The organism is Tessaracoccus luoxuelianae, from assembly GCF_054483915.1.
Genome location: NZ_CM137013.1, coordinates 1,387,992 through 1,411,746 on the forward strand (window position 1 = coordinate 1,387,992; position 23,755 = coordinate 1,411,746).

The window sequence follows — 23,755 nt, forward strand, 5'->3', positions numbered from 1 at the left end:
CGGTGGCCAGGGCCGGGATCGAACCGGCGACCTTTCACTTTTCAGGCGAACGCTGCTACCAGCTGAGCTACCTGGCCAGATGGCCGGGCGTTTAAGCCGACCTAGCGACCCCGACGGGACTCGAACCCGCGACCTCCGCCGTGACAGGGCGGCGCGCTAACCAACTGCGCTACGGGGCCAATTTCTTGACCTGCTGGCCGTGCCAGCCCGGTAACTATAGCGTGAGTGATTCCCTCAAGGGAAATCGACCGAAACGCCTTGTCGTTACCGTTTCAGCCCACTCCGCGGGGGAGTGGACAGGAGCATCCCCAACGGGATTCGAACCCGTGCTGCCGCCGTGAAAGGGCGGAGTCCTAGGCCGCTAGACGATGGGGACCAGCTAGGCAGAGTCTAGAGACTCGCGGCGGGACCGCGCAAACGGGGGGCGGAAACTGGAGCGAGTTGAGGGCCTGTGGGACGTGCGGAACGGCGCCACCCTGGGGGGAAGGGCGACGCCGTTCGTACCGACCCAGCTTACCCGTAGGTGTTGATGTGGACGTGGTTGTAGTGGTTCGCGTTGTCGCTGCCACGGTCTGCCATCAGCCGCCACCCCTCGCTGGAGCGCTGAACCGACCAGATCTTCTGCGCGAAGATGATGTAGTTGATGTTGTACTTCGAGGCGTTGGCCTTGTAGTAGTTCGCGATCTCCCAGCCGAGGGCCTGGTTGCTCGAGTAACTCGGGATCATCACGTCGACGGCGCGGCCCGCGGGGTGGTCCGGCGTGACATCCTGCCGCCAGCCGTACATCGTCTTGATCGCGGGGTAGCGGTTCCAGATGTCGCGGACGATGGCCTGGACGTTGGCGTTGGTCTGGTCGAGACCGCTCGAGTAGCCGCGGTTGAGGGTGGTGCTGCTGCCGCTGGAGGCCGTGCTCTCGGAGGGTTTCGTCGTTGACAGGTAGCGGGCCGTCACCCAGCGGACGGCGCCGTTGACGACGGCCTGGGCCCGCCCGTTGGTGACCAGGCCGGTGACCTGCACCTCGCCGCCCCTGGGGATCTCGCCCACGTAGGAGGTTCCGCTGCTCGCGGTCCAGATGTTGAGCACCGTCGTGGCGTAGCGGACGGTGGTGGCGGGCAGGGCGGGCGCTGTGGGGGCCGGCGTGCTGGCGCTCACGGCCACCAGATACTTCGCGTTGACCCACCTGACGGCGCCCTTGTAGACCACCTGGGCCATGCCGTTGGTCACCACTCCGGTGGTGTCGAGGATGGTGCCAGCCGGCACGTCGCCGAGGTTGACGAAGCCGGTGTAGGGCGTGGTACGGATCATGAGGGCGGCAGTGGCCCGCCCCTTGCCGGTGACTGCAGGGAGTTGGCCGTAGGCTGCCGCGGCGGTCGCGCTGATGTACTGCGAGGCGGCCCACAGAAGCTTGCCGTTGTGGGACACCTGGACGTAGGCGCCGCTGACCTTCCCGGCGAGCTGGAGTGCTGTGCCGCGCTGGACGACGACCGAGACTGCGTCGGACAGCGAGGGCCCGACGCGCAGGTTGAGGTTGGCCGTGGTGTACACGGTGCCGGTCGATGAAGTGGTGCTGCCGTTGGAGGTGGTCGACGACGGCGTCGAGGCGGCGGTGCCTCCGTTGAGGTAGGCGCTGGCGACGTAGGCCGTCCGCCCCTGGTAGGTCACCGTCGTCCACCCGTTGGAGGAGCCCTGGCTGGGAAGGCTCTGGCCCTTCTGCAGGACGGCCAGGCGCGTGCTGGAGACGGTGGGGGCTGTGCGGATGTTGACGTTGGTGGTGGCGGTCACGTTGGCGATCTCCGCGTCCGCCGCCGGCCCGATGGCCAGCGTGCCCAGCCCTTGGACCAGGACGGCGATGCCTGCCGCGGCACCGATGCCGCGCAGGCCTTTGAATGCTGTTCTCACGTCTCTCCTCGCACTTACTTCGGGAGGTCGGACGTGCCGCTTCCTCGGGGCTCCGTAGCCCCCGACACGTCCGGCCACTGCCCCGGAGACTAAGAGCGATCCTCATGATCGGACAACGAGCGCTGAGAATTGGGTGAGAGGATGCAAGCCGACACGCCGTCCGCGGGGTAAGAATCACAGCCGTGGGATTTTGGGGGATGGTGACGTTCCCAATGGACTTGACTAGGCGTTATGGTGGAGCGCCTGGCCGAAAGTTGAGGCTGAGTGTGCAGTGAGAAACTCTTGGATGCCTCAGGATCAAGGTGAGCTCAACTCTCGGTTGAGGTTCACTGTCATGGGTTGAGGTTCAGGGAAGATCCCGGGGGTCCACCCAGGTCCGCTTGAGGGTGCTGAACCATGTGGCGGCCCGCCCGTATGCCTGCTCGGGGAGGTAGCCCGATCTCAGATCCTCGGACGGGACCGGGGCGACGCCCAGGAGTTCGGCCAGCCGCGTCCTGTCGCGGGAACCCGCCACTGCGGCCACCACAGGCAGGGCGAGCGCCCTGCGATTGGCAGTCAGCGTCGTGAGCACCTCAGGGTGGAACCCGGCGGCGACGATGGCCAACGGGTGCTCATCACTGGCTCTGCCCAGGGGGGCGAGGAGTTCGCGCATGGCTGTCACGTCGCCGTCGACGACGAGGATCAGCGGCTCGCTGTGCGCGGCGCCGTCGCGGTGGTTCGCGAAGTCTGCATGGGCGTGCCCGAATCCGAACCCTTCGCCCGCGGGCGAGAGCGGGGCCGGTCCACGTCCGGACGCAGGGGCGGGCATGGCGTCGATCTCGTCCTGCGTGAGGTAGTGCGGAACGTGGCGGTCCACGTCGTCGAGGCCGCGTCGCGGGGCGGGCTCGTCGGCGCCGGTGGCGCGGCGACGCGAGCGGCGGTCAGCCAGCGCGGCGAGCGCGAGCAGCGCGCCGCCGAGGATGACGGCGACGATGAACCAGGACCACGCGGGCATGTCCCCAGCCTGCCACGGCCTGGGACCGGTACACTGCTGACGCCCCTATAGCTCAGTCGGTAGAGCAGTGGACTTTTAATCCATGGGTCGCGGGTTCGAGCCCCGCTGGGGGCACTCGGGGCGTCAGGCGGTGAACCAGCGCACCGCGTAGGGCGGCAGCGTCATCGTCCAGGGCGTCAGGTCCCACTGGGTGTCGTCGAGCAGCTCCCGCGCCCTCTCGCCCAGCGTTTCGCTGACGCACGCCATGGGGACCGTGATCTCCACGGGAGCGAAGTTGTACACCTGCACCATGGGGCCGATGGGGTGGTCGCGTTTGACCGCCAGCACCCTCGGATCCCCCGTCTCGAGGAACTCGGCCTCCCGCGAGGCGTGCAGGTGCGGAAGCTGCCGCCGCACCGACAGCACGTGGCGCAGCCAGGCGTTGACCCGGGCCGGGGCAGAGGTGGGGTTGTCGCCGAGTGCGGCCACCGCATCCCAGTCCATCACGGGACGATGCACCCAGCGGTTGTCGTCGGCGTGTGCCGGGTCGCGGGCGAAATCGTGGTCGTTGAGCATGGCCACCTCGTCGCCCATGTACAGCAGCGGCACCCCGCCCCAGCCACAGATGACGGCGTGCAGGAGGTTGATCCGCGCGATCGCGAGCTCCTCGTGATACGGGTTGCCCGACTCCAGCGCGGCCTCCAGGCCGGCGAGGGAGGCCAGCGAGCCTGAGATGCGGCGGTCACCCGTGGCCGGGTTCGCCTGGAACACCAGTCCGCGCGCGAACGAGTCCGGGTGCTCGCCGGAGTAGAAGTCGCTGAGGTAGCTCCGGTGGGCGAACCCGTTGAGGCCCGCGGTGGCGGCATCCACGTCATCGATGGCCCAGCCGATGTCGTCGTGGCAGCGGATGTAGGTGCCCCAGGTGGCCGTGGCCGGCTTTGCCGGGAATCCGCCGAGCGCCCGACGCAGCAGAGTCGTATCGTGCGTGGCCAGAGTCGACCACAGCTGCGCCATCAACGAGTTGTGGTACGCGATGTCCGAAACCTTGCCGTAGTGCTCGCCCTCGCCGAAGTAGCCGATGAGGTCCTTCGGCCCCACGATGGCCTCGGCCTTGAACGCGGCGGCGGGGGCGGCGATCCGCACCGCCGCGCGCAGAGCCTGCGTGAGTGCGTGCACCGGCGGCTGGTTCTGGCAGTTGGTGCCCATCTGCTTCCAGATGAAGGCGATGGCGTCCAGCCGCATCACCTCGACGCCGCGGTTCGCGAGGTCCAGGATGATGTCCAGGTATTCGACGAAGACGTCCGGGTTGGCCCAGTTCATGTCCCACTGGTAGTCGTTGAAGGTGGTCCACACCCACCCCGCCAGGTCCTCGTCCCACGTGAAGTTGCCGGGTGCGAAGTCCGGGAAGATCTCCGGGAGGGTGGCCTCATAGCGGTCCGGCATCGTGCGGTCCGGGAACACCATGAAGTACTCCCGGTACTTCTGCTCGCCCGCGCGGGCGCGCACCGCCCATTCGTGTTCCCGCGCCACATGGTTGAGCACCAGGTCCACCACGAGCGAGATCCCGTCGCCGCGCAGCCGCGCGGTGAGGGCCTCAAGGTCATCCATGGTGCCGAGGTCCGCGCGTACCGTGCGGTAGTCCGCCACGGCGTAGCCGCCGTCGTTGGCGCCCTCGCGGGGCTGGAGCAGCGGCATCAGGTGCAGATAGGTGACGCCGAGGTCCTGCAGGTAGTCCAGGTGCTCTGCGATGCCGTTGAGGGTACCGGCGAAGCGGTCGGTGTAGGCGACGTAGCCCACCTGCGTGGGGAGCTGGAGCCAGTCCGGGCGCAGCAGCCGTGCCTCGTCCAGCTCGCGCAGGTCATCGGTGCGGGCGTCGAACTTTGCACGGACCAGGTCACGGACCCGATCCGTCAACTCCCATGAGCGTTCGCCGTACACGCTCTCCAGGGCCGCGATCAGCTCGGCGCCGTAGCGCTCCCACCTGAGGTCGAATGTCGTCTTCACCGTCCCACACTAACGCTCAGGGCTGGGCCGCGAGCGGCATCCAGGGGGGATCCATGGCGGGCGTGGCCGGGTGCCGCTCCCAGGTGGTCCACCACAGCTCGGCGCCCTCTGGCAGCGGGGTGCCATGGGTGGAGCGGACGGCGTCGCGGAGCTCGATCTTCGCGCTGTTCAGGGCGAGGAACTGCCGGCGGCTGGGCTCCGGCGCCTCCAGCAGCTGCTCCTCCAGGCGGACGATGCGGGTGCGCAGCGCGATGATGCGACGGTGGAGTGCCTCGGCCGACTCGTCCAGCCCCAGATGCTGCTCGGCCGCGCGCAGCCAGCCGTAGTCGCGGTTGATGCTCATCAGGCCCGGGTGCACGGTCATCGAGTCGTGGACACTGAACTCGGGGAATACGACGACGGCACCGGCGGAGTGGGCGTAGGCCATCTCGTCTCTGCCGGCCTCGTCGATGAGGATCTCAGTGGAGCGCATCACGACGCTGAACACGTCCGCGGCGGCCATGCTCGGGCGGCGGGGCACGCCCATGGCCTGTGACGAGATGACGTAGTTGCGGGCGGCCCCCATCTGACCGATGGCCAACTCGGCTGGGATGTTCTCGCGGGCGCCGCCGTCGACATAGGTTTCGCTCCCGATCGGCACGGGGCGGAAGACGGCGGGGATGGCGCAGGAGGCCAGCACGCCGACGGCCAGGTCGTGGTCCGTGTCGTCGACGGAGGTGTTGGTGCGGTCGACGAGGGAGCCGCTCTCGGTCATGAACCGCAGCTCGCCGGACTCCAGGGCCACCATCGCCACCCGCAGCGTCACCCCTGATGCGGCCACGCGCGCCGGGTCAAACGTGTGCGGATCCAGCAGCTTGGCCAGCATCGGGCCCGGCCGGAACATCGAGCGGGAGCGGTCCAGGCCCTGCCAGATGGAGCCGAGGCCGCTGCCGATGCGGGGCAGCCGGCCCAGGTGGGCGGCGATGCCTGACAGCGCGGCCAGTGACCACTCGGATCTGGTGTCCTCATCGGGCGTGAGTGCCAGCTCGAGCGGCCCGGGTGGCGTCTCGGGAGAGCTGGGCTGGGAGCTCGTCTGGCTCGTGCGGCGGAAGGGAAGGAGGGGTGGACGCTGCCGCTGGGTCGGCGCGACAGGCCGCGCCGCCATCACTTCGAGCCAGACGGGTGCCTCGGACTGGAAGCGTTCGTACCAGGGGCGGGGCGTGAACATGTCGGCTGAGGTGGTCATGGCCATCCAGATATCGTTCATGCGGGCCAGGTACCGCTGCTGTCCCTCCCTCGTGGCGTCCTGGGCCAGGGCCGACGCGAGGATGGCCCCGGCCGAGGCGCCGACGAAGATGCTCGGCGTGAAGGTGTCGTCGTGGGAGTAGAGGTAGTCCAGCGCGCCGAGGTGGAAGCTCGCCCGCGAGCCGCCGCCCGAGAGTGTGCAGGAGACCGTTTCCGGGCGCGGGCTCTGCCCGAAGAAAGGAAGTCCGAACCAACCCTTGACAGCCATTCCACCAAGCGTACTCAGCACGTGGGCCGGGCGTCGGCCAGCGCGGGGCGGGCTCGCCTGTCCTGCCGCTGAGAATGTCGCTAGGCTCCAGGCAGCTTGTGGGCGAGGAACCCGGTGTGACTCCGGGGCGGTTCCGCCACTGTGACGTCGTTGATCGACCAGCCAGACACTTTCCACAGGTGCATCCGACCGGTCTACGGGGCGAGAACCCCGAGGAGGAAACCCGCGAATGACCGATTCACCCACGCGCATCGCGCTTCTGTCCACGTCCGACACGGACCTGTTGTCGGCCCGCGCCAGCGGGTCGAGATACACGTGGGCCAATCCCGGACGCACGACCGACGGCGTGCTGACCCGCCTCGTCGAGGACGCCGACCTGGTGGTGGTGAGGCTCCTCGGCTCCCCACAGGACCTCTGGCCGGGAATCGCCCACGCGCGGACCATCGGAACCCCGCTGGTGATCCTCGGCGGTGAGCACCAGCCGAGCCCTGAACTGATGGAGCTGTCGACGGTGCCGATGAGGGTCGCGGCGGAGGCGCACCGCTACCTGGCGGAGGGCGGCCCGGCGAACCTGGCCGAACTGCACTCCTTCCTCTCCGACACCGTCCTGCTCACCGGTCTCGGTTTCGACCCTCCCAGCGTGATCGCCGCGTGGGGCTACGCGCCTCGACCCGCCGTTGATCCGGCGCTTCCGCGCATCGGCATCCTCTACTACCGGGCCCACGAGGCCAGCGGCAACAATGCCTTCGCGCATGCGCTGGCCGACGCCGTCGATGAGACCCGTGAAGCTGTCGGCGTCCCGATCTACGCGGGGTCGCTTCGATCCGCTCCTGACGCCCTCTATGAGGCGCTCGGCACCTTGGACGCGCTCGTCGTCACCGTGCTGGCCGCCGGTGGATCCGTCCCCGCCACCGCAGGGGCCGGCGGGGAGGACGAGTCCTGGGACGTCGCCCGGATGGCCGCACTGGACATCCCTGTGCTCCAGGGTCTGTGTCTGACCTCGTCGCGCGCCGAGTGGGAGGCCTCGTCCGAGGGTGCGACGCCGCTCGACTCGGCCAACCAGATCGCGATTCCCGAATTCGACGGGCGCATCATCACCGCACCGTTCTCGTTCAAGGAGATCGACGAGCAGGGCCTCCCCGCCTACGTAGCGGACCCGGAGCGCACCGCCCGCGTGGCACGCGTCGCCGTCAACCACGCCCGGCTCCGCAGCATCCCCAACGCGCGAAAGCGCGTGGCCCTGGTGCTGTCGGCCTATCCCACCAAACACTCCCGCATCGGCAACGCGGTCGGGCTCGACACCCCGGTCTCCGCGATCCGTCTGTTGCGCCTTCTCCGCGCCGAAGGCTACGACCTGGGGCCGGACGACGACACCGCCGACTTCCCGATCCACCACCTGCTGGACCTGGGCGACGACACCGCGGCCGGGGACGCGCTCATCCACGCTCTCATCGCCGCCGGCGGTCAGGACGAGGAGTGGCTCACCTCAGCTCAGTTGACCGGGGCGCACGTCCGCATCCCGGCCGCCGATTACGACGCGTGGACCGCACACCTGCCCCCCGACCTGCGCGCCTCCATGGTGGCCGCCTGGGGGGAGTCGCCCGGCACTTTGTTCGTCAACGAGGCTGGGGAACTGGTGCTGGCGACGCTGCAGGCAGGCAACGTCATCGTCCTCATCCAACCGCCGCGGGGCTTCGGTGAGAACCCTGTGGCGATCTATCACGACCCGGACCTGCCGCCCAGCCACCACTACCTCGCCGCGTACCGGTGGCTTGAGCGCGGCTTCAGGGCCGACGCGGTGGTTCATCTGGGCAAACACGGCTCGATGGAGTGGCTCCCCGGGAAGAACGCCGCCCTTTCCGCCTCCTGCGGCCCGGATGCCGCGCTCGGCGACCTGCCCCTGATCTACCCGTTCCTGGTCAACGACCCGGGTGAGGGAGCCCAGGCCAAGCGCCGGGCCCACGCAACGATCGTCGACCACCTCATCCCGCCGATGGCCCGGGCGGAGACTTATGGCGACATCGCCCGGCTCGAGCAACTCCTCGACGAGCACGCCAACATCGCGGCCATGGACCCGGCGAAACTTCCCGCGATCCGCGGCGAGATCTGGCAGCTGATGCGCTCGGCTGAGATGCACCGGGACCTGGGCCTCGAGGAGCAGCCCCACGCCGAGGAATTCGATGACTTCCTGCTCCACGTCGACGGCTGGCTCTGCGAGATCAAGGACGCCCAGATCCGTGACGGTCTCCACATCCTGGGTGCCGCCCCCACCGGTGAGGCCCGCGTCAACCTCGTGCTGGCCATCCTGCGGGCGACGCAGGTCTGGGGAGGTGTGGGGGACGCCGTCCCTGGTCTGCGGGCTGCGTTGGGCCTCACCGATGGGGCAGACCTGGCGGCCGTCGATCTGGCCGAGTCCCAGGCGCGTGATCTCATCCACCGTGCGGAGGCGGCGGGCTGGGACCCATCCGCGGTCTCGACGCTCCACACGGACGCCAGAGTCGGGCGCGTCCTCCGCTTCGCCGCGGAGCAGGTGGTCCCCCGCCTGGCCTCCACCACAGACGAGCTCACGGCCGTCGTCCATGCGCTCGCCGGTGGCTTCGTCCCCGCCGGACCATCAGGGTCGCCGCTGCGCGGGCTCGTGAACGTGCTGCCCACCGGGCGCAATTTCTACACCGTGGATCCTCGTGCGGTGCCGAGCCGCCTGGCGTGGCAGACGGGGCAGGCGATGGCGGACTCCCTGCTCCAGCGCCACCTGGACGAGGCCGGCAGCTACCCGCCATCGGTAGGGCTCTCGGTCTGGGGCACCAGCGCCATGCGCACCTCCGGCGACGACATCGCCGAAGTCCTCGCCCTGCTCGGCGTGCGGCCGGAGTGGGACGAGGCCTCGCGGCGGGTGTCGCGGCTGACGGTGGTGCCGCTGGAGGAGTTGGGCCGCCCCCGGATCGACGTGACGCTTCGCATCTCAGGGTTCTTTCGTGACGCATTCCCGCACGTGGTCGCGATGCTCGACGACGCCGTCGGCATGGTCGCCGGCCTTGACGAGCCCGACGAGATGAATTTCGTGCGTGCTCACGCCCGCGCAGATCTCGCGGTGCACGGCGACCACCGCCGGGCGACCACGCGTATCTTCGGCTCGAAGCCCGGCTCCTACGGCGCCGGGATCCTGCAGGTGATCGAGTCCGGCAACTGGCGCGATGACGCGGACCTCGCCGAGGTGTACACGGCCTGGGGCGGCTTCGCCTACGGCCGCGGTCTGGAGGGGTCCCCGGCGGCCGAGGACATGCGGACCAACTACAGGCGGATCGCGGTGGCGGCGAAGAACATCGACTCCGCCGAGCACGACATCGCGGACTCCGACGACTATTTCCAGTACCACGGCGGGATGGTGGCCACCGTCCGGGCGCTGGCCGGGACGGCGCCGAAGGCGTACGTCGGGGACTCGACCTCACCGGACTCTGTCCGCACCCGCACCCTCGCCGAGGAGACGGCGCGCGTATTCAGGGCCCGCGTGGTCAATCCTCGATGGATCGCGGCGATGCAGCGCCATGGCTACAAGGGGGCCTTCGAACTCGCCGCGACCGTCGACTATCTGTTCGGCTTCGACGCGACGGCCGGCGTGGTCCATGACTGGATGTACGACCGGTTGGCCCACGCCTACGTCCTCGACGGCCCCACTCAGGAGTTCCTGCGCAGGTCGAACCCCTGGGCCCTGCGGGGGATCATCGAGCGTTTGCACGAGGCCGCGGAGCGCGGCCTGTGGGCGGAGCCAGACGCCGACACCCTCGCGGCCATGCGTGAGGTCTACCTCGAGGTCGAGGGTGAGCTGGAGGACGACACATGAGCGGATCGGTGAGGGTGCGGATACTCGGTATCGGTATGGGTGCGCACCACGTGACGCCGGAGGTGTCGCGGGCTCTGGCTGAGACCGACTACGTGCTCGCAGCCAGGAAGCGCGACGACGACGGGCTGCTGGCGGCCCGCCGGGCCATCGCCGCCGCCCACGGCGTCGAGGTGGTGGAGGTACCCGACCCCGAGCGCGACCGGGACGCTCCCGCGGACTATCCGGCCGCGGTCAGGGCCTGGCACGCTGCCCGGGTCAGCGCCTACGAGGAGATCCTGCGTGCCCGGCGTGGCGCCGCCGCCTTCCTGGTCTGGGGTGACCCTGGCCTCTACGACTCGACCATCCGCATCGTCGAGGGGATCGCGGCGAGGCTCCCGCTCAGCTACGACGTGCTGCCGGGGATCAGCGCCCCGCAGGTGCTGGCGGCCCGGCACCGGATGGTCCTCCACCCCGTGGCGGACCCGGTGCACGTCACGACGGCGCGGAGGCTGCGCCAGGACATCGCGGCGGGCCAGAGGAACCTCGTGGTCATGCTGGGTGGAGCGCCCGCCCTGGAGGGTCTCGATGACTGGTCGATCTGGTGGGGCGCCAACCTCGGAGCGGACTCCGAGGAACTGGTGGCCGGCCGGGTGGCGGAGGTCAGCCGCGACCTGACTGCGGCGCGGGAGCGCGCCCGGGCCAGCGCAGGCTGGGTCATGGACATCGCACTCCTGCGTGCCCCCGATGGGTCCGCCCCACCGCTGGAGGGCGGTGCCGGATGAGGGTGCTCATTCTTGGTGGCACCAGCGAGGCGCGCCGCCTGGCCGCGCGGCTCGTCGAAGCTGCGGGCGTCGATGTCACCACCTCCCTGGCCGGCCGCGTCGCTGCCCCGCGACTGCCGCCGGGGCGCGTGCGCACGGGAGGTTTCGGTGGCGTGGAGGGCCTCCGTTCCCAACTGGTGGACTACGACGCCGTCGTGGACGCCACCCACCCCTTCGCGCTGGGGATGACCGCGAACGCGGTCGAGGCGTGCCGCGCCGACGGTGTGCCGCTGCTCAGGCTGGAGCGGCCGGGCTGGTCGCCCGATCCGGCCTGGTGCTACGTGGACGATCACGAGACGGCGGCCGATACCGCCGCCCAGGCAGGTGCCCGGCCGTTGATCACCGTCGGACGACAGGAGCTCGCGCGCTACGTGCCGGCGCTGTCAGAGCGTGCAGTGCTGGCCCGCGTGGTGGATGCACCCGACTTCACGGTGCCGCCGGCCTGGGAGGTGGTGCGGAGTCGTGGCCCGTACCCGCTCGATGACGAGCGGGCGCTCATGCGCCGCCACCGCACCGATGTTCTGGTCACGAAGGACTCGGGTGGGACCTACACCAGCGCGAAGCTGGAAGCGGCCGCGGAACTCGGCGTGACGGTGGTGATGGTGCGTCGGCCACCGGGCCCTCAGGGCGTGCCCACTGTGGTGGACGTCGACGCGGCGCTGGCCTGGTTGCTGCGGAGGGTGTGAGCCCCGCAACCGGCGGCCTCACCACTCGATACCGCGCTGACCTTTCTGCCCCGCGTCCATCGGGTGTTTCACCTTGGTCATCTCGGTGACCAGGTCCGCCATCTCGATCAGACGTGCATCGGCGCCGCGCCCGGTGATGATGACGTGCTGTCGTCCCGGGCGGCTGGCCAGGGTGGTGACCACGTCCTCCACGTCGACCCATCCCCACGTCATGGGGTAGGTGAACTCATCGAGGATGACCAGGTCGTGCCTCTGGTCTGAGAGCCTTCGCTGGACCTCCAGCCACCCCTCGCGGGCGGCGGCCCGATGGTCCTCCACCTCACCCTGTTTGCGGGTCCACGACCAGCCGGCGCCCATCTTGTGCCATTCCACGGGGCCCCCCTCGCCGGTCTCGTCGTGGAGCCGCCCGAGGCGTTCCAGGACGGTCTGCTCGCCGATGCGCCACTTGGCCGACTTGACGAACTGGAACACACCGATGCGCCAGCCCTGGTTCCACCCACGCAGCGCGAGGCCGAAGGCCGCCGTGGACTTGCCCTTGCCCTCGCCGGTGTGGACGACGAGAAGCGGCTGGGTGCGTCGCTGGCGTGTGGTGAGTCCGTCGTCGGGGACGGACAGCGGTTGACCTTGGGGCATCAGGCGGCTCTTCTCATATGGGTGTGGACCGTGGAAGTGAGGGCGTCCGCGGTGACCTCCGCCACCGGGACGTGTCGGGCGCCGAGCCGATCAGCCAGGCGCGCCGCGAGGCCGAGCCGCAGCGGGCCGCTCTCGCCGTCGATGACGACGCTCATCACGCCCAGCCCCGCCAGGTGCGCGGCTGCCAACTCGGAGCGGGCCAGCGCGTCGGCTCCGCCGGTGGCGCGCCCGTCGGTGACGACGATGAGGAGAGGACGCAGGCGTGGGTCGCGGCGGCGCTCACGCGTCAGTACGGCTGCCGCCTCAAGGAGCCCCTCCGCCAGCGGCGTCCGGCCCCCCGCGGACAGATCGTCGAGGCGGGCCGCCGCCACGTCGACGGAGTGCGTCGGCGGCAGGACCAGATCCGCCCGCCGACCCCGGAAACTGATGAGCCCCACCTTGTCCCGCCGCCTGTAGGCGTCGAGCAACAGCGAGAGGATCGCCGTCTTGACCTGGCCCATCCGCTTGCGGGCTGCCATGGACCCCGAGGCGTCGACGCAGAAGAGGATGAGGTTGGCTTCGCGGCCCTCCCGCACCGCAGTGCGGGCATCCTCCGGCCGCAGCATGACCCGTCCTTGGGGGTCGCGGTCCGGAGCGCGCCCGGCGGCGGCCAGCAGGGTTTCGACGAGGTGCAGACCCCCGCCGGCGCCCACCGCCCGGCTGGCCCCGATCCGACGGCCGGTCTCGCTGATGGCCCGGCTGCGGCGCCCGGGCGCCCCGTGGCCAGTTCCCTGCACGACGAACGCCTTCGGCCTGTAGGGCTCCCCGCTGGAGACCCGGCTCTCGGGGGATGCTTCCGGTGCCGGTGCTGCCTCCGCCGTGTCCTTGCCCTCGCCATCGATCGGCGGGCTGGCCTCCATGGGGGGCTGCGGCGCCGGATCGGTGCCGGTGGGGTCCTGCGGATGAGGGCTCTCGTCGCTGGGATCCGACGGCGTGGAGTCGTCGTCGCGGGGCGGGTCGTCGTCGCGGGGCGGGTCGTCCGGCGGAGGAGAGTCGCGCCCGAGAATGTCGTCGAGGAGTTGCTCGTCGAGCCCGGGCGCGTCAAACGGGTTGCGCCGCCGCCGGTGCGGCAGGGCCAGGAGAGCCGCCCGGCGGATATCGGCGCGCGTCACTTCCGTGCGCCCCTCCCAGGCGGCATGGGCCACGGCGGTTCGGGCCGTGACGAGGTCGGCGCGTAACCCGTCGACCTCGAACGCCGAGCAGATCTCGGCGATCTTCAGCAGGGCGGCGTCGGACAGCACAACCGAAACGACCCTGGTGCGCGACGCCTCGATCCGGCGGGTGAGTGCCTCCTCCGCGGGCCGGTACCTCTCTGCGAAGCTGACCGGGTCCCCGTCGAAGGCCATCCGCCGCCGGACGACCTCGGCCCGCAACCCGGGTTCCCGGGGGGCCGCGACCTCCACGGTGAGGCCGAAGCGGTCCAGGAGTTGCGGGCGCAACTCGCCCTCCTCGGGGTTCATGGTCCCGATCAGCACGAAGCGCGACAGGTGCTCCACGGAGACACTGTCACGCTCCACGCTCACCCGCCCCATCGCGGCCGCGTCCAGCAGCAGGTCGACAAGGTGATCGTGCAGGAGGTTCACCTCGTCGACGTACAGCAGGCCCCGGTGGGCGCGGGCGAGCAGGCCGGGCTCGTATTCGACGCGCCCGTGGGACAGCGCCCGCTCCAGGTGCAGCGAGCCGAGCACGCGGTCCTCAGTCGCCCCGACGGGGAGTTCGACGAGCCGCACGGGCCGGCCCACCGTCTCCGCCCCGGGCCCGAAGGGACCGTCCGGGGAGGTCGATGCCGGGTCGGCCGGGTCAACCGAGAACCGGTCCGCGGCGTAGACCCTCACGTGAGGGAGGACAGCTGTCAGCGCACGCACCGTGGTTGATTTGGCGGTCCCCTTCTCGCCGCGGATGAGGACCCCGCCGATTTCGGGGGAGATGGTGGCCAGGACCAGCGCCAGGCCCATGTCATCCATCGCGTCGGTGTCGCAGCCGAGAACGGCAGGGAAAGGAAAGTGCACCGGCATGTGAGGCTCCCGCTCGTGTGGCCATGGTCATGATCGGGCGCGAGGCCGGTCTTCGGACTTGCCTGGTCCTTCGCTCACGCGAAGGCCGGGTTCACCGCAGCGGGCCTGTGCCGGACTCTCACCGACTTCCCAGATTCTCCCCGTCGCCCAAAGCCACCGTCTCCGATGGTTCGGCTTTCCGGGGCACCTCGTGCCTATGCCCACATGATAACGTCCTTTGTCGTGTCCGACGGAACCCGCGCGGCGGTTGGCCGCACCACCGGCCGGGTGATCGTCGTCGGCGTTGCGGCCGACGGTGTGCACGCGGTCAGCGAGGAACTCGCCGGATCCGGGACCCTGGTCGTCGGTGCGGCGCGGCACCTGGGTCTACTGCCCCCGGTCCGCGGGCAGCCGCGGCTCCCCCTACCCTCTCCGCTGCGGGCCGGGCTGGCTGAGATCGTCACCGCTCACCGCGACACCACGGTGGTGGTGCTTGCATCCGGCGACCCGTTGGTCTCGGGCATCGGCTCCGTCCTCATCGACATCCTCGGCCCCGACAGCGTCGAGATCCGCCCTGCCGTCTCATCGGTGGCGTTGGCCCGGGCGGCGATGCGCTGGCCGGCGGAGTCCCACGGCCTGGTCAGCGTGGTGGGGCGTGACGTGTCGGTCGTGCTGCGGGACCTGGCGCCCGGCCGACGCCTCCTGGTGCTGTCCTCGGACGAGCTCACGCCGCGGCTCCTCGGTGCGCTCCTCGTCGAGGCCGGATACGGCTCGTCGCTTCTCACGGTACTGGGGAATCTCGGCGGCGACGAGAGCCGGCTCGACCTGGACGCCTTCGCCGCGGCCGCGGGCGTGGTCGCGGAGTTCCCGCGGCTCAACATCGTTGCGATCCAGTGCGTCGGGGAGCTGATCGCCGGGTGGACGGCGGGTGTGCCCGACAGCCTGTTGACGGGGGTGGTGACCCCCCTCCCGCGCGACGTCCGGGCAGCGGCCCTGGCGCTGTTGGGACCGGTCCCCGGCGGACGGCTGTGGGACATCGGCCGGGGCGCGGGTCCCGTGGCGGTCGAGTGGCTCCGCGCCCATCCCACCTGCCTCGCCACGGCCGTGGTGCCCGATGTGGCGGCAGCCGGGCCGATCGGCGGCCTCGCCGCCCGGCTCGGCGTACCACGGCTGCCGGTCGCGGTCGGGACGGCGCCGTCGGTCCTGGCTGGCCTGGCCCGGCCGGACGCGGTGCATCTCGGCCCCGGCGCGGCTGCAGCCCGGCTCGCTGCCGTCTGTCTTGGCGCGCTTAGGCCCGGCGGACGGCTCGTCGCACACGCCGTCGGGGAGGGAGACGCTGCGCGGCTGCTGGAACTGCAGCACCGGTTCGGGGGACAGCTCACCCGGATCGGTTGTGAGGTGCGGACGCCCTCGGGGTGGGTGCCCGGCTATGCGGTCACGCGGTGGGCGCTGACGATCACCTGACCACAGGCTGCCTGCGGCGCGCCCGATCCCTGTCGTACAGGTAGGACTCGCCGCCCGAGGTCGGGTCCAGAGCCGGCCCAACCAGGATCACCGCCGCCTGCCGGAGCCCCGCGCTCTCGACGGCGTCCGCTATGGTCCCGACCGTCGCGGTGAGAATCTGCTGCTCCTGCTGGCTGGCCCGGTAGACGACGACGGCGGGGCAGCCCGCGCCGTACTCGGGCTCGATCTCCGCCATGAGGCTCCGCACCGTCGTCATGGCCAGGTGGAGCACGAGGGTGGCGCGGGTGGCGGCGAACGCGGCGAGCGACTCGGTGGCGGGCATCAGCGTCGAGCGGGCCTGGGTGCGGGTGAGGACCACAGACTGCGCCAGCAGCGGTACCGTCAGCTCCCGCCCGATCGCGGCGGCCGCGGCAGCGTAGGCGGGAACACCGGGGGTGACGTCCCACGGGACCCCGACCGCGTCGAGGCGTCGGGTCTGCTCCGCGAGCGCGGAATACAGCGACGGGTCACCGGAGGTGAGCCTGACCGCGACCCGGCCTGCGCGGTGCGCGGCCACGAGGTGGCCGGTGATCTCATCCAGGTCGAGGTGCTGCGTGTCCACGAGATCCGCTGATGGGCCTGCGTGTGACAGCACGTCGGGGTCCAGATAGGTGCCCGGATAGAGCACGACATCCGCGCCGGCGAGCAGGCGCGTGGCCCGTACGGTCAGCAGATCAGCGGCCCCGGGACCGGCCCCGACGAAGTGGACGCTCACCGCACGAACCTCGGGGTCCATACGCCGGCGGGCCCTACGCGGGTTGCCGAGGCGCCCACAATGAGGAGGCACTTCATGTCAATCGACGCCGGATCCAGCTCGCCGAGCGTGGTGACCGTGAGGGATTCCTCTCGTCGCCCGATGTCGCGGCCCACCACCACGACGGTGTCACGGGCCCGGTGTTCCAGAAGTATGCGACGTGCCTCGGCGATCTGGGTGCTTCGGGTCCGCGAGGCAGGGTTGTAGATGGCCAGGACCAGATCGGCTTCAGCGATCGCGCGCAGCCGACGCTCCACCACTGCCCAGGGCTTGAGCCGGTCGGACAGGCTGACCACTGCGAAGTCGGCGCCGATCGGGGCCCCGGCGCGGGCGGCCACCGCCTGCACCGCGCTGACGCCGGGGAGAACGCGGATCCGCACGTCGGCGTAGACCGGATCCTCGGCCGCCTCGAACACGGCGGCGGCCATGCCGAAGATGCCGGCATCGCCCCCCGACACCACCGCGACCCGCTCGCCCGCGCGAGCGAGGTCGAGGGCGAGCCGGGCCCGTTCGACCTCGACGGTGTTGCCCGACGCATGCCGCGTCAGACCCACCCGGTGCGGGACCCGGTCCACGTAGGGTCCGTACCCGACGACGTGGTCCACGTCACTCAACGCCGTGACCGCCTCGCCCGTCATCCAGTCCTCCGGCCCAGGTCCGAGCCCGACGACGAGGACCTCACCGGTCTGCGAGGTGCTCAGCCCCGGCGTCGTCGGCTCGACGCCCTCGCCCTCGCCGTCGCGGGACCGGGTGCCGTTGAGTGAGTCGCCGGTGACGACGATGAGCGAGAAGTAGGGCACCTCGTCGGCCTGCACCGCGCTCACGGGAATCCAGCGCTCCTGGCTCAGCGAGGCGCGCTCCACGTAGACGGCGTCGTTGAGCCGGCCCGAGACCTCCAGCGCGCGGCGGACCGCCGGGAAGGTGCGACCCAGCTTCATGATGATCGCTCCGTCCGTGTCGGCGAGGCGCCGGGCGAGTTCCTGCTCGGGGAGGGTTCCCGGGAGCACGGTCAGCACGTCGGTCTGGCGCACCAGGGGGCTGCGGATCGCGGCGGTGGCGGCGGCGAACGCCGGCACGCCGGGAACAATTTCGGTGTCGAAGTCCACGGCCAGCCGGTCAGACATGTACATGCAGGACCCGTAGAGCAGCGGATCACCCTCAGCGAGCAGCACGACATCGCGCCCTGCCCGGAGATGCCCGGAGATCCGCGCCGCGGAGTCCGCGTAGAAGGCGGCCATGGCGCCCTCGTAACCGCCGGGGTGGTCCGTCTTCCCTGTCGTCAGCGGGTAGGTCAGCTGCTCCTCCACCACACCCGGCCGGAAGAGTCCGCCTGCGGTGCGGCGGGCGTTCGACTGGCGGCCCGCGGCGGCGTGGTAGGCCACCACGTCGGCGCCCTGGATGAGCCGCGCGGCCTTGAGTGTGATGAGCTCAGGGTCGCCGGGGCCGACTCCGACACCGTAGAACCGCCCGCTCATTCCTGCTCCAGTGCCAAGGCGTTGAGCGCCGAGGAGGTCATGGCCGATCCGCCCCGTCGGCCCAGGACCGTGAGATACGGGATGTCGATGCCGTGTCTGTCGTGAAGATCGATCAACTCCTGCTTGGACTCCGCTGCGCCGATGAAACCCACGGGGCAGCCGACGATCGCGGCGGGCCGGGGGGCGCCGTCGATGATCATTTCCAGGAGGTGGAACAGCGCGGTGGGGGCGTTGCCGATCGCGACGACGGCGCCCTCGAGCAGCGGCTCCCACAGCGAGACCGCCGCCGCGGTGCGGGTGGTTCCCCAGGCCTTGGCGAGATCTGCGACGCGGCCGTCGTTGAGGAAGCACAGCACCTCGTTGTCGCGGGGTAGCCGACGGCGGGTGACGCCGGTGGCCACCATGGTGGCGTCGCAGAGGATGGGCGCCCCCGCCTCGAGGGCCCCTCGGGCGGCCGAGACGAGCTGCGGATGGATCACCAGGTCGCCCACGAGGTCAACCTGACCGCTGCCGTGGATCATCCGCACGGCCACCTTCTCGGCGTCCGGGGGAACGGAGGCGAGGTCGGCCGCGAGGCGGATGGCGGCGAAGGAGTTGACGTAGATGTCCTGGCCCTCGCCGATGTAGTCGTAGTGCCTGGTGGGCCGGGTCGGGTGCGTCATGCTGATTCTCCTCGGGGGACGAGCACACCCCGCCAGGGTGTGACGATGACTTCGGGCGCGCCGTCGGCCAGTGCGGCGATCTCGGTGCGGTCGAGCCCGTTGTCCGGCACGGGAACGTGCCTGCCCCCTGGTACCTCTCCGTAGGGGAGCGGCGCAGCCGGGGTCGGTAGCCGCGGATCCGGCGGGGCCGGGGCGACGAGGGGGGCGGCCAGTTCGCTCACGTGCCAGGGCGCCGTGGGTCCGGAACCACGAGTGGCGAGGAACCGTAGGGCCAGGGCCGCGAGGCTCTCCGGCGCCGCGGCAATGGGGACTACCTCGCCCCAGTCACCGCCGGCGCGCAGTTGCCCCGTGTCCGCGTCCAACGCGATGAAAGCGAGGTCGGAGCGACGCTCCATGAGGTCTCCCCGCCCGTCGTCGAGTACGACGAGGAACCGGCCCGGCAGGTCGGCCAGGCGCGGCGTGCCCTGCAGCAGGGAGTCGAAGGCTGCCGAGACCGGGCGCAGGTCCGCCCGGCCCCCGGCCAGTCCGCTCTGCGGTGAGACCATCACGTTGCGGACGAGTTCATGCGAGCGGCTGGGCAGAAGACCGGTGCTCTCGAGGGCGGCCAGTGCTTCCGCGTCGAGGCAGTCGTCGGTGCCGGGGAAGGCACGCACCTGCAGGTTGGCGCGCCCGGTGACGCGCACGCGACCATCGCCGAACCGCTCGGCCACCTCAGCGAGGGCGATCAGGGACCGGGTGGCCACGCGGCCACCGATGATGCGCAGGCGCACCAGGAGGCCGTCGTCGGCGGGCCACGGACGCAGCGCGCCTGGGCACTGGTCTCGTCGGTCGCGGAGAAGTGTCATGGCAGGGAGGCCCTTCGGTCCGAGGCCCTTGCGCGGGGCCGCTCTGAGACCTGGCGGCGGTCGCCGCAAGGGCCAGCAGGTCTTCGGACTCGGGATCATTCGGATCGGGGCGCCTTCCCGGGTATCACCCAGTGGCTGCCATCTCTGGCGTGCTCCGACCGTCACCCTCACCGCTGCGCGTCAGTCCCGGAATCGCACCGGGTTCCCTGACTCCGGGATGCGGAGTACGACTGGCAGCCGTCACCCTACCTCCTTTGCGCCGACACGACCCCTGCCGGTCACGTGGTAGCCGAGGTTGTTGAGCTGTCCAAGGCCAGGAAAACGCGAGCCGACAAGCCAACTCGCCCGACGCGTCGAGGCCTCGACACCGTCGCCGACCCCACCGCAACCCCCAGAAAAACTTCTCGAAGAATTTCTGCCGGGCGCCCCTGCTGGGAGCAGAAAATGTCAGTGGTCGGACATAGCGTGGAACCCATGAAGGACAAGGCGCGTGAGATCGCGGAGCAGTTGCGCTCCGCCGACGAACTGCGCCGCTTCGCCGAAGCCCAGACCCTGACCCTGCTGTGTGACCTCGCGGAACACTACGAGGTTGACTACGACCAGGTCGTTGAGGTCCTCGCCGAGCGCAGGGTCGTGGTCGGGGGCATCGGCACCCCGGCCGTCTCCGAGTTCATCGGCCTCGAACTGGCCGGCCTGCTGCGCTGCCCACCCATTGTGGCGGCCTCGAAGCTGGCAGATGCTTTGAGCCTGAAGCACCGCCATCCCTGCCTCTACGCGGCGGTGCAGGAGGGCCGGATCGAGGCGGGGCGGGCCTGCAAGGCGGCGTCGATGTGTCTGGACCTGCCGGTCGAGGGGGCCGATGCCGTCACCGACCGCTGGTTGGGTAGGCAGGACGGGTTGGGTTGGACGGCCGCGTTCACGCTGTTGAAGAAGATGATCATCGAGGCGGATCAGGCCCGCGCCGCGGAACGCGAGCGCCGGCAGCGGGCCTCGCGCGGGGTGCACGTGTGGGGGTTGCACGACGGGGTGATGAACCTCACCGGCCGCCTTGACGTGCTCGACGCCCGCTACCTGGATGCTGCCGTCGACCGGATCGCCGACCTGTTGGCTGTCGAGCAGCCCGACACATCGAAGACGATCCTGCGCGCCAAAGCCCTCGGAGTGCTCGCCAACCCCGCCTACGCCCTGGCCCTGCTCCAGCACGCGGCGCAGCCCGCCCTCCTCGACGGCCTGGCCGCCGCCCTCGACGCTGCCCCGGCCCCCACCACAGCCAACGCCCCGGACACAGGGTCAGTCGGCTACGGCGGCGGACCTGCGGAGCCTGCGCCTGTAGACGGTGGGCAGCGTCATGATCCGCACTGCCTCGGCGCGCTGTGCGGCACCATCACCACCCCACTGGCCAAGCTCCGCCCCAAGCTGGAGCTGGCCGTCCACATCCACACCGACGCCCTCGGCCAGCTCACCGGCACCGCCCGCATCGACCGCGCCGGACACATCACCACCACCCTCCTCGCCGAACTCCTCCCCTGGTTGGATGTCACGGTGCAGCCTGTGATCGACCTGCCCGAGATCCCCGCCGAAGACCACTACGCCCCATCGGCCGGGTTGAAGAAGGCCCTGCTGCTGAGCATGGACCACGAAATGTTCCCCTACTCCAAACGGCGAGCCAACGGCCTGGACCTGGACCACACCCACCCCTTCGCGCCCGGCTGCCGCGGGCAGACCCGGAGCGGGAACCTTGCCCCACTCAGCCGCAGGGTCCACCGCGCGAAAACCGCCCGTACCTGGCGCGCCGACCAACCCAGACCAAGCCAGCTCCACTGGTCCAGCCCACTGGGCTACCGCTACGAAGTCACCCCCACCGGCACCCGCATGCTCGCGTAGCAAGCCAGCGCGCCCGGCTGCGAACGAGTGCTCAACACAGCACCGTGTCCAGCTTGGATCTTCCCTGCTCGCTTGGACGACTGCCTCAGCCGCGTCCCGAAGAGTGTGGCGAACGGGAGGTCACGTCGGGGAGACCCATCGCCGGGCTCCTGGGTCCCAGGTGGCTTCGGTTGGCAGGCCTGTGAGCACGGGGTCGATGAACTCGGCTGCGGCCGCGAGTGTCGCGGCGAACTGCTCGGGGAGTGATGCCCCTGCGGGACCCAGTCCCTTGCGGTACGCCTCGTAGCTCTCTGCTCGAAGGACCGCGAGCCCTGCGGCTGCCTCGAGGAGTGGGATCAGGGAGACGCCGCGGAAGGTCGCGGTCGCTTCGACGGCGGCAAGCAGCGCTCCACATTGAAGGGCTTGCGTGGAGGTGAGGATGTGGACATCGACGAAGTCGCGCACCCGGGTGTTGGCCCGGCCGAGGTTGATGGCGGTGACCAGCTTCTCGGCCAGGACTGTCTCGATGGGGTAGCCCAGGAGGCGGATCGGGTCGGCACCGGGGCGCAGCGGAGGCAGTTCCACGTGGCGCGGTGCCGGGGTGATGGGGTCGCCGAAGTTGATGTCGAGGCGGAGCTTGATCTGCGCGGTCGCAAGAAGCGCGGTCATGGTGACGCGGACGCCTGAGTAGAGCGCGTCGTCACGGATCGCTGCGGTGGTGACGGTCCCGGTCAGGAACTCGACGCCGTCATCAGGGTCGGGGAGTGAGGCGATCTCGGCGACTCGTGCGGCGACCGTCTCGGCGTCAGAGGCCATGTTCCTGGCCAGCGCGTCGGCGTCGACGGTGGGGCGACGGGTTCCGAAGGCTGCCAGCAGCATCCCGCCCTTCAGGACGAAGTCGTCCGCGAAGACCGACCTGGACATCCGTGCCAGCCAGCGTTCCACGACGTACATGGTCAGCATCTCCTGCGTGCCGCGCCTTTCGCGTCGGGCCCTGTTCTGCAGGTCAAGATAGGCGCGGCCGGCTGCGTTGTCGCGGGTGGGTTTGCTCATCGGGCGCTGGCCACGTCGAGGGCGGAGCGCATCGGGCCGAAGATGCCGAGCGCGTCAGCGTAGTCCAAGAGGAGGGCGGGGCGGGCGCCGGGGGAGGCCAGGTACCGATGCAGGGCGCCGTGCGCGATTGGCTCCCCGAGGCGTCGTCGGAACCGCATCAGATCGACCACCGTACGCACTGGATCGTAAATCCGGACCGGCTCCCCGGGTGCCGCCTCGAAGGACGCGAGACCGAGGTCGAACGTCGACTGGGCGAAGCGGAACACGGTCACCGGCGGGTAGTGGATGACCGGGGTGTGGGTTCCGGTTTGGACTGCTATCTGCACGGCTGGGGGCATCTCGTCGGTGAGGTCGTGGATCGCTGCGGCTGACACGCAACACACGATCGCTCTGGGTGTGCGGTAGGCCACTGCGAGGGCGTCGGGGTATGAAGCGGGTGGTGCGTCGGCCCGGCGGAAGACGCCTCTGGAGAGTTCGATGATCTCGTCAGCGTCCCGCCAGGCGTAGAGGTCGCGCGGGTGGACTCCGGCGAGCCTGGCGGTCTCAGTCGTGAACGTCTCGGGTAGGTCCCCGGCGAGTCCCTTCATGGATAGAAGTCTTGCACATAGAGGCTCAAGGTGCATGGGTTCGATCCGGTGGGGGCCTAGCTAGCTAACGCCCGGCGTGCAGATGCTCGTAGAGCATCGCCGGGAGCGCCTTCGACGGTTCCTCGTACAGGTGGCTGTCGCTGAAGATGTCGTAGACGAGCAGCGGGGTGCGGTCGCGGACGCCCATCACCGCGTCGATGAATGCCTTGGGCAGCGCCGGCGACTCGCTGAACTGCTGCGCGGTTCTCGTGGATGGCGCCGGATCCGATCGCGGCGATCGGGCTCAGGCCTGGGGGTCGGCAACCAGCTTGGCGAAGTCGAACGGGCTGGTGTTGTAGAACTGGTGGCCTGAGGCGTTGGTGAGCTTCACGTTGCGGAGCATGTCCGGGAGCCCTTCCGCGTCGGGAGCGGCGGCGAGGACGGCGGGCTTGGTCTCAGCCAAGACGGCGTCGAGGCGGCGGAGCACCGTGAACGGGAGGACCACCGAGCCGTACTCGGATGGCTTGAACGGACCTCGCAGTGACTCGGCGATGTTCCAGATGAACGAGACGTGATTCACCACGAGGGATACTCCTACGGCGTTGCGGCTTCAGATCGCGCTCGGGCGCGAATCCCCATCTTGTGGTACGTGGCGTCCAACGCATCTGGGACC

Annotated in this window: 19 protein-coding genes, 4 tRNA genes and 3 riboswitches; of the genes, 6 read left to right on the forward strand and 17 right to left on the reverse strand. The window is 70.2% G+C overall.

From position 1 onward, the window contains the following. Positions 1–3: 3 nt before the first annotated feature. From ACX1D1_RS06075 to ACX1D1_RS06095, 5 genes are all read right to left on the reverse strand, one after another. Positions 4–77 (reverse strand) — tRNA-Phe (locus ACX1D1_RS06075). A gap of 28 nt (positions 78–105) precedes the next feature. After that, positions 106–179: transfer RNA gene (locus tag ACX1D1_RS06080), tRNA-Asp, on the reverse strand. Between the two features lie 124 nt (positions 180–303). Further along, positions 304–376, reverse strand: a tRNA-Glu gene (locus tag ACX1D1_RS06085). A 137-nt stretch (positions 377–513) separates the two neighbouring features. Beyond that, on the reverse strand, positions 514–1,899 hold the full coding sequence (locus ACX1D1_RS06090; RefSeq protein WP_459056310.1) for an SH3 domain-containing protein: 1,386 nt from the start codon (positions 1,897–1,899) through the stop codon (positions 514–516). A gap of 346 nt (positions 1,900–2,245) precedes the next feature. Continuing rightward, positions 2,246–2,893, reverse strand: coding sequence for a hypothetical protein (locus ACX1D1_RS06095; RefSeq protein WP_182782284.1), 648 nt, complete (start codon positions 2,891–2,893; stop codon positions 2,246–2,248). Between the two features lie 41 nt (positions 2,894–2,934). Between ACX1D1_RS06095 and ACX1D1_RS06100 the strand changes: the two genes are divergently transcribed. Beyond that, positions 2,935–3,007: transfer RNA gene (locus ACX1D1_RS06100), tRNA-Lys, on the forward strand. A 9-nt stretch (positions 3,008–3,016) separates the two neighbouring features. On the opposite strand, the gene ACX1D1_RS06105 is transcribed toward ACX1D1_RS06100, so the two are convergent. Both ACX1D1_RS06105 and ACX1D1_RS06110 read right to left on the reverse strand, forming a co-directional pair. Continuing rightward, positions 3,017–4,876, reverse strand: coding sequence for an amylosucrase (locus tag ACX1D1_RS06105; RefSeq protein WP_459056311.1), 1,860 nt, complete (start codon positions 4,874–4,876; stop codon positions 3,017–3,019). A gap of 16 nt (positions 4,877–4,892) precedes the next feature. After that, positions 4,893–6,368 carry a patatin-like phospholipase family protein gene (locus ACX1D1_RS06110; RefSeq protein WP_459056312.1) on the reverse strand — a complete coding sequence of 492 codons (1,476 nt, stop codon included), beginning with the start codon at positions 6,366–6,368 and terminating at the stop codon, positions 4,893–4,895. Between the two features lie 82 nt (positions 6,369–6,450). Further along, positions 6,451–6,560: riboswitch (cobalamin riboswitch) on the forward strand. A 37-nt stretch (positions 6,561–6,597) separates the two neighbouring features. On the opposite strand from ACX1D1_RS06110, the gene cobN reads away from it, so the two are divergent. From cobN to ACX1D1_RS06125, 3 genes are read left to right on the forward strand one after another with little or no spacing between them, the layout of a single operon-like run. Further along, positions 6,598–10,209 (forward strand): cobaltochelatase subunit CobN, encoded by a 3,612-nt coding sequence (gene cobN, locus ACX1D1_RS06115; RefSeq protein ID WP_459056313.1) that lies wholly within the window; start codon positions 6,598–6,600, stop codon positions 10,207–10,209. Beyond that, positions 10,206–10,970 carry a precorrin-6A synthase (deacetylating) gene (gene cobF, locus ACX1D1_RS06120; protein ID WP_459056314.1) on the forward strand — a complete coding sequence of 255 codons (765 nt, stop codon included), beginning with the start codon at positions 10,206–10,208 and terminating at the stop codon, positions 10,968–10,970. The genes cobN and cobF overlap by 4 nt, the downstream gene beginning before the upstream one ends. Continuing rightward, positions 10,967–11,695, forward strand: a complete 729-nt coding sequence (locus ACX1D1_RS06125; RefSeq protein WP_182782288.1) for a cobalt-precorrin-6A reductase — start codon at positions 10,967–10,969, stop codon at positions 11,693–11,695. Before cobF ends, ACX1D1_RS06125 begins: the two co-directional genes overlap by 4 nt. An 18-nt stretch (positions 11,696–11,713) precedes the next feature. Here ACX1D1_RS06125 and cobO read toward each other — a convergent pair whose 3' ends face one another. Together cobO and ACX1D1_RS06135 are read right to left on the reverse strand one after the other, a co-directional pair. Then, positions 11,714–12,328, reverse strand: coding sequence for a cob(I)yrinic acid a,c-diamide adenosyltransferase (gene cobO / locus ACX1D1_RS06130; protein ID WP_459056315.1), 615 nt, complete (start codon positions 12,326–12,328; stop codon positions 11,714–11,716). Further along, the gene (locus ACX1D1_RS06135) at positions 12,328–14,322 is read right to left on the reverse strand and encodes a VWA domain-containing protein (RefSeq protein WP_459056547.1); all 1,995 of its coding nucleotides are present in this window, start codon (positions 14,320–14,322) and stop codon (positions 12,328–12,330) included. The genes cobO and ACX1D1_RS06135 overlap by 1 nt, the downstream gene beginning before the upstream one ends. Before the next feature lie 86 nt (positions 14,323–14,408). Beyond that, a riboswitch (cobalamin riboswitch) is annotated at positions 14,409–14,556 on the reverse strand. A 48-nt stretch (positions 14,557–14,604) separates the two neighbouring features. Between ACX1D1_RS06135 and cbiE the strand changes: the two genes are divergently transcribed. Continuing rightward, positions 14,605–15,825, forward strand: a complete 1,221-nt coding sequence (cbiE, locus tag ACX1D1_RS06140; protein WP_459056316.1) for a precorrin-6y C5,15-methyltransferase (decarboxylating) subunit CbiE — start codon at positions 14,605–14,607, stop codon at positions 15,823–15,825. On the opposite strand, the gene ACX1D1_RS06145 is transcribed toward cbiE, so the two are convergent. The 4 genes from ACX1D1_RS06145 to ACX1D1_RS06160 are packed head-to-tail and all read right to left on the reverse strand — an operon-like array spanning position 15,818 to position 19,600. Continuing rightward, positions 15,818–16,600, reverse strand: a complete 783-nt coding sequence (locus ACX1D1_RS06145) for a cobalt-precorrin-4/precorrin-4 C(11)-methyltransferase (RefSeq protein ID WP_459056317.1) — start codon at positions 16,598–16,600, stop codon at positions 15,818–15,820. The genes cbiE and ACX1D1_RS06145 overlap by 8 nt on opposite strands. Further along, complete coding sequence (locus tag ACX1D1_RS06150) at positions 16,576–18,093, reverse strand: precorrin-2 C(20)-methyltransferase (protein WP_459056318.1); 1,518 nt, start codon at positions 18,091–18,093, stop codon at positions 16,576–16,578. Before ACX1D1_RS06150 ends, ACX1D1_RS06145 begins: the two co-directional genes overlap by 25 nt. Next, the gene (locus tag ACX1D1_RS06155) at positions 18,090–18,755 is read right to left on the reverse strand and encodes a precorrin-8X methylmutase (protein ID WP_459056319.1); all 666 of its coding nucleotides are present in this window, start codon (positions 18,753–18,755) and stop codon (positions 18,090–18,092) included. The genes ACX1D1_RS06150 and ACX1D1_RS06155 overlap by 4 nt, the downstream gene beginning before the upstream one ends. After that, positions 18,752–19,600, reverse strand: a complete 849-nt coding sequence (locus tag ACX1D1_RS06160) for a ferredoxin-like domain-containing protein (protein ID WP_459056320.1) — start codon at positions 19,598–19,600, stop codon at positions 18,752–18,754. The genes ACX1D1_RS06155 and ACX1D1_RS06160 overlap by 4 nt, the downstream gene beginning before the upstream one ends. Positions 19,601–19,657: 57 nt before the next feature. Further along, positions 19,658–19,850: riboswitch (cobalamin riboswitch) on the reverse strand. Between the two features lie 224 nt (positions 19,851–20,074). Between ACX1D1_RS06160 and ACX1D1_RS06165 the strand changes: the two genes are divergently transcribed. Beyond that, positions 20,075–21,484, forward strand: a complete 1,410-nt coding sequence (locus ACX1D1_RS06165) for a hypothetical protein (protein ID WP_459056321.1) — start codon at positions 20,075–20,077, stop codon at positions 21,482–21,484. Between the two features lie 120 nt (positions 21,485–21,604). On the opposite strand, the gene ACX1D1_RS06170 is transcribed toward ACX1D1_RS06165, so the two are convergent. From ACX1D1_RS06170 to ACX1D1_RS06185, 4 genes are all read right to left on the reverse strand, one after another. Continuing rightward, complete coding sequence (locus ACX1D1_RS06170) at positions 21,605–22,516, reverse strand: nucleotidyl transferase AbiEii/AbiGii toxin family protein (protein ID WP_459056322.1); 912 nt, start codon at positions 22,514–22,516, stop codon at positions 21,605–21,607. Next, positions 22,513–23,103, reverse strand: a complete 591-nt coding sequence (locus ACX1D1_RS06175) for a type IV toxin-antitoxin system AbiEi family antitoxin domain-containing protein (RefSeq protein ID WP_459056323.1) — start codon at positions 23,101–23,103, stop codon at positions 22,513–22,515. Before ACX1D1_RS06175 ends, ACX1D1_RS06170 begins: the two co-directional genes overlap by 4 nt. Before the next feature lie 64 nt (positions 23,104–23,167). Further along, the gene (locus tag ACX1D1_RS06180) at positions 23,168–23,290 is read right to left on the reverse strand and encodes a hypothetical protein (RefSeq protein ID WP_459056324.1); all 123 of its coding nucleotides are present in this window, start codon (positions 23,288–23,290) and stop codon (positions 23,168–23,170) included. Between the two features lie 96 nt (positions 23,291–23,386). Beyond that, the gene (locus tag ACX1D1_RS06185) at positions 23,387–23,665 is read right to left on the reverse strand and encodes a type I restriction-modification system subunit M N-terminal domain-containing protein (protein ID WP_459056325.1); all 279 of its coding nucleotides are present in this window, start codon (positions 23,663–23,665) and stop codon (positions 23,387–23,389) included. Positions 23,666–23,755: the final 90 nt, after the last annotated feature.

What these genes read in the sequence shown, in the direction of transcription:
- ACX1D1_RS06095 (WP_182782284.1), bottom strand. Translation starts at nt 2,893, where the DNA reads ATGCCCGCGTGGTCCTGGTTCATCGTCGCCGTCATCCTCGGCGGCGCG.
- ACX1D1_RS06110 (WP_459056312.1), bottom strand. Translation starts at nt 6,368, where the DNA reads ATGGCTGTCAAGGGTTGGTTCGGACTTCCTTTCTTCGGGCAGAGCCCG.
- cobN (WP_459056313.1), top strand. Translation starts at nt 6,598, where the DNA reads ATGACCGATTCACCCACGCGCATCGCGCTTCTGTCCACGTCCGACACG.
- cobF (WP_459056314.1), top strand. Translation starts at nt 10,206, where the DNA reads ATGAGCGGATCGGTGAGGGTGCGGATACTCGGTATCGGTATGGGTGCG.
- ACX1D1_RS06125 (WP_182782288.1), top strand. Translation starts at nt 10,967, where the DNA reads ATGAGGGTGCTCATTCTTGGTGGCACCAGCGAGGCGCGCCGCCTGGCC.
- cobO (WP_459056315.1), bottom strand. Translation starts at nt 12,328, where the DNA reads ATGCCCCAAGGTCAACCGCTGTCCGTCCCCGACGACGGACTCACCACA.
- ACX1D1_RS06135 (WP_459056547.1), bottom strand. Translation starts at nt 14,322, where the DNA reads ATGGGCCTGGCGCTGGTCCTGGCCACCATCTCCCCCGAAATCGGCGGG.
- ACX1D1_RS06145 (WP_459056317.1), bottom strand. Translation starts at nt 16,600, where the DNA reads ATGGACCCCGAGGTTCGTGCGGTGAGCGTCCACTTCGTCGGGGCCGGT.
- ACX1D1_RS06150 (WP_459056318.1), bottom strand. Translation starts at nt 18,093, where the DNA reads ATGAGCGGGCGGTTCTACGGTGTCGGAGTCGGCCCCGGCGACCCTGAG.
- ACX1D1_RS06155 (WP_459056319.1), bottom strand. Translation starts at nt 18,755, where the DNA reads ATGACGCACCCGACCCGGCCCACCAGGCACTACGACTACATCGGCGAG.
- ACX1D1_RS06160 (WP_459056320.1), bottom strand. Translation starts at nt 19,600, where the DNA reads ATGACACTTCTCCGCGACCGACGAGACCAGTGCCCAGGCGCGCTGCGT.
- ACX1D1_RS06165 (WP_459056321.1), top strand. Translation starts at nt 20,075, where the DNA reads ATGAAGGACAAGGCGCGTGAGATCGCGGAGCAGTTGCGCTCCGCCGAC.
- ACX1D1_RS06170 (WP_459056322.1), bottom strand. Translation starts at nt 22,516, where the DNA reads ATGAGCAAACCCACCCGCGACAACGCAGCCGGCCGCGCCTATCTTGAC.
- ACX1D1_RS06175 (WP_459056323.1), bottom strand. Translation starts at nt 23,103, where the DNA reads ATGAAGGGACTCGCCGGGGACCTACCCGAGACGTTCACGACTGAGACC.
- ACX1D1_RS06180 (WP_459056324.1), bottom strand. Translation starts at nt 23,290, where the DNA reads ATGGGCGTCCGCGACCGCACCCCGCTGCTCGTCTACGACATCTTCAGC.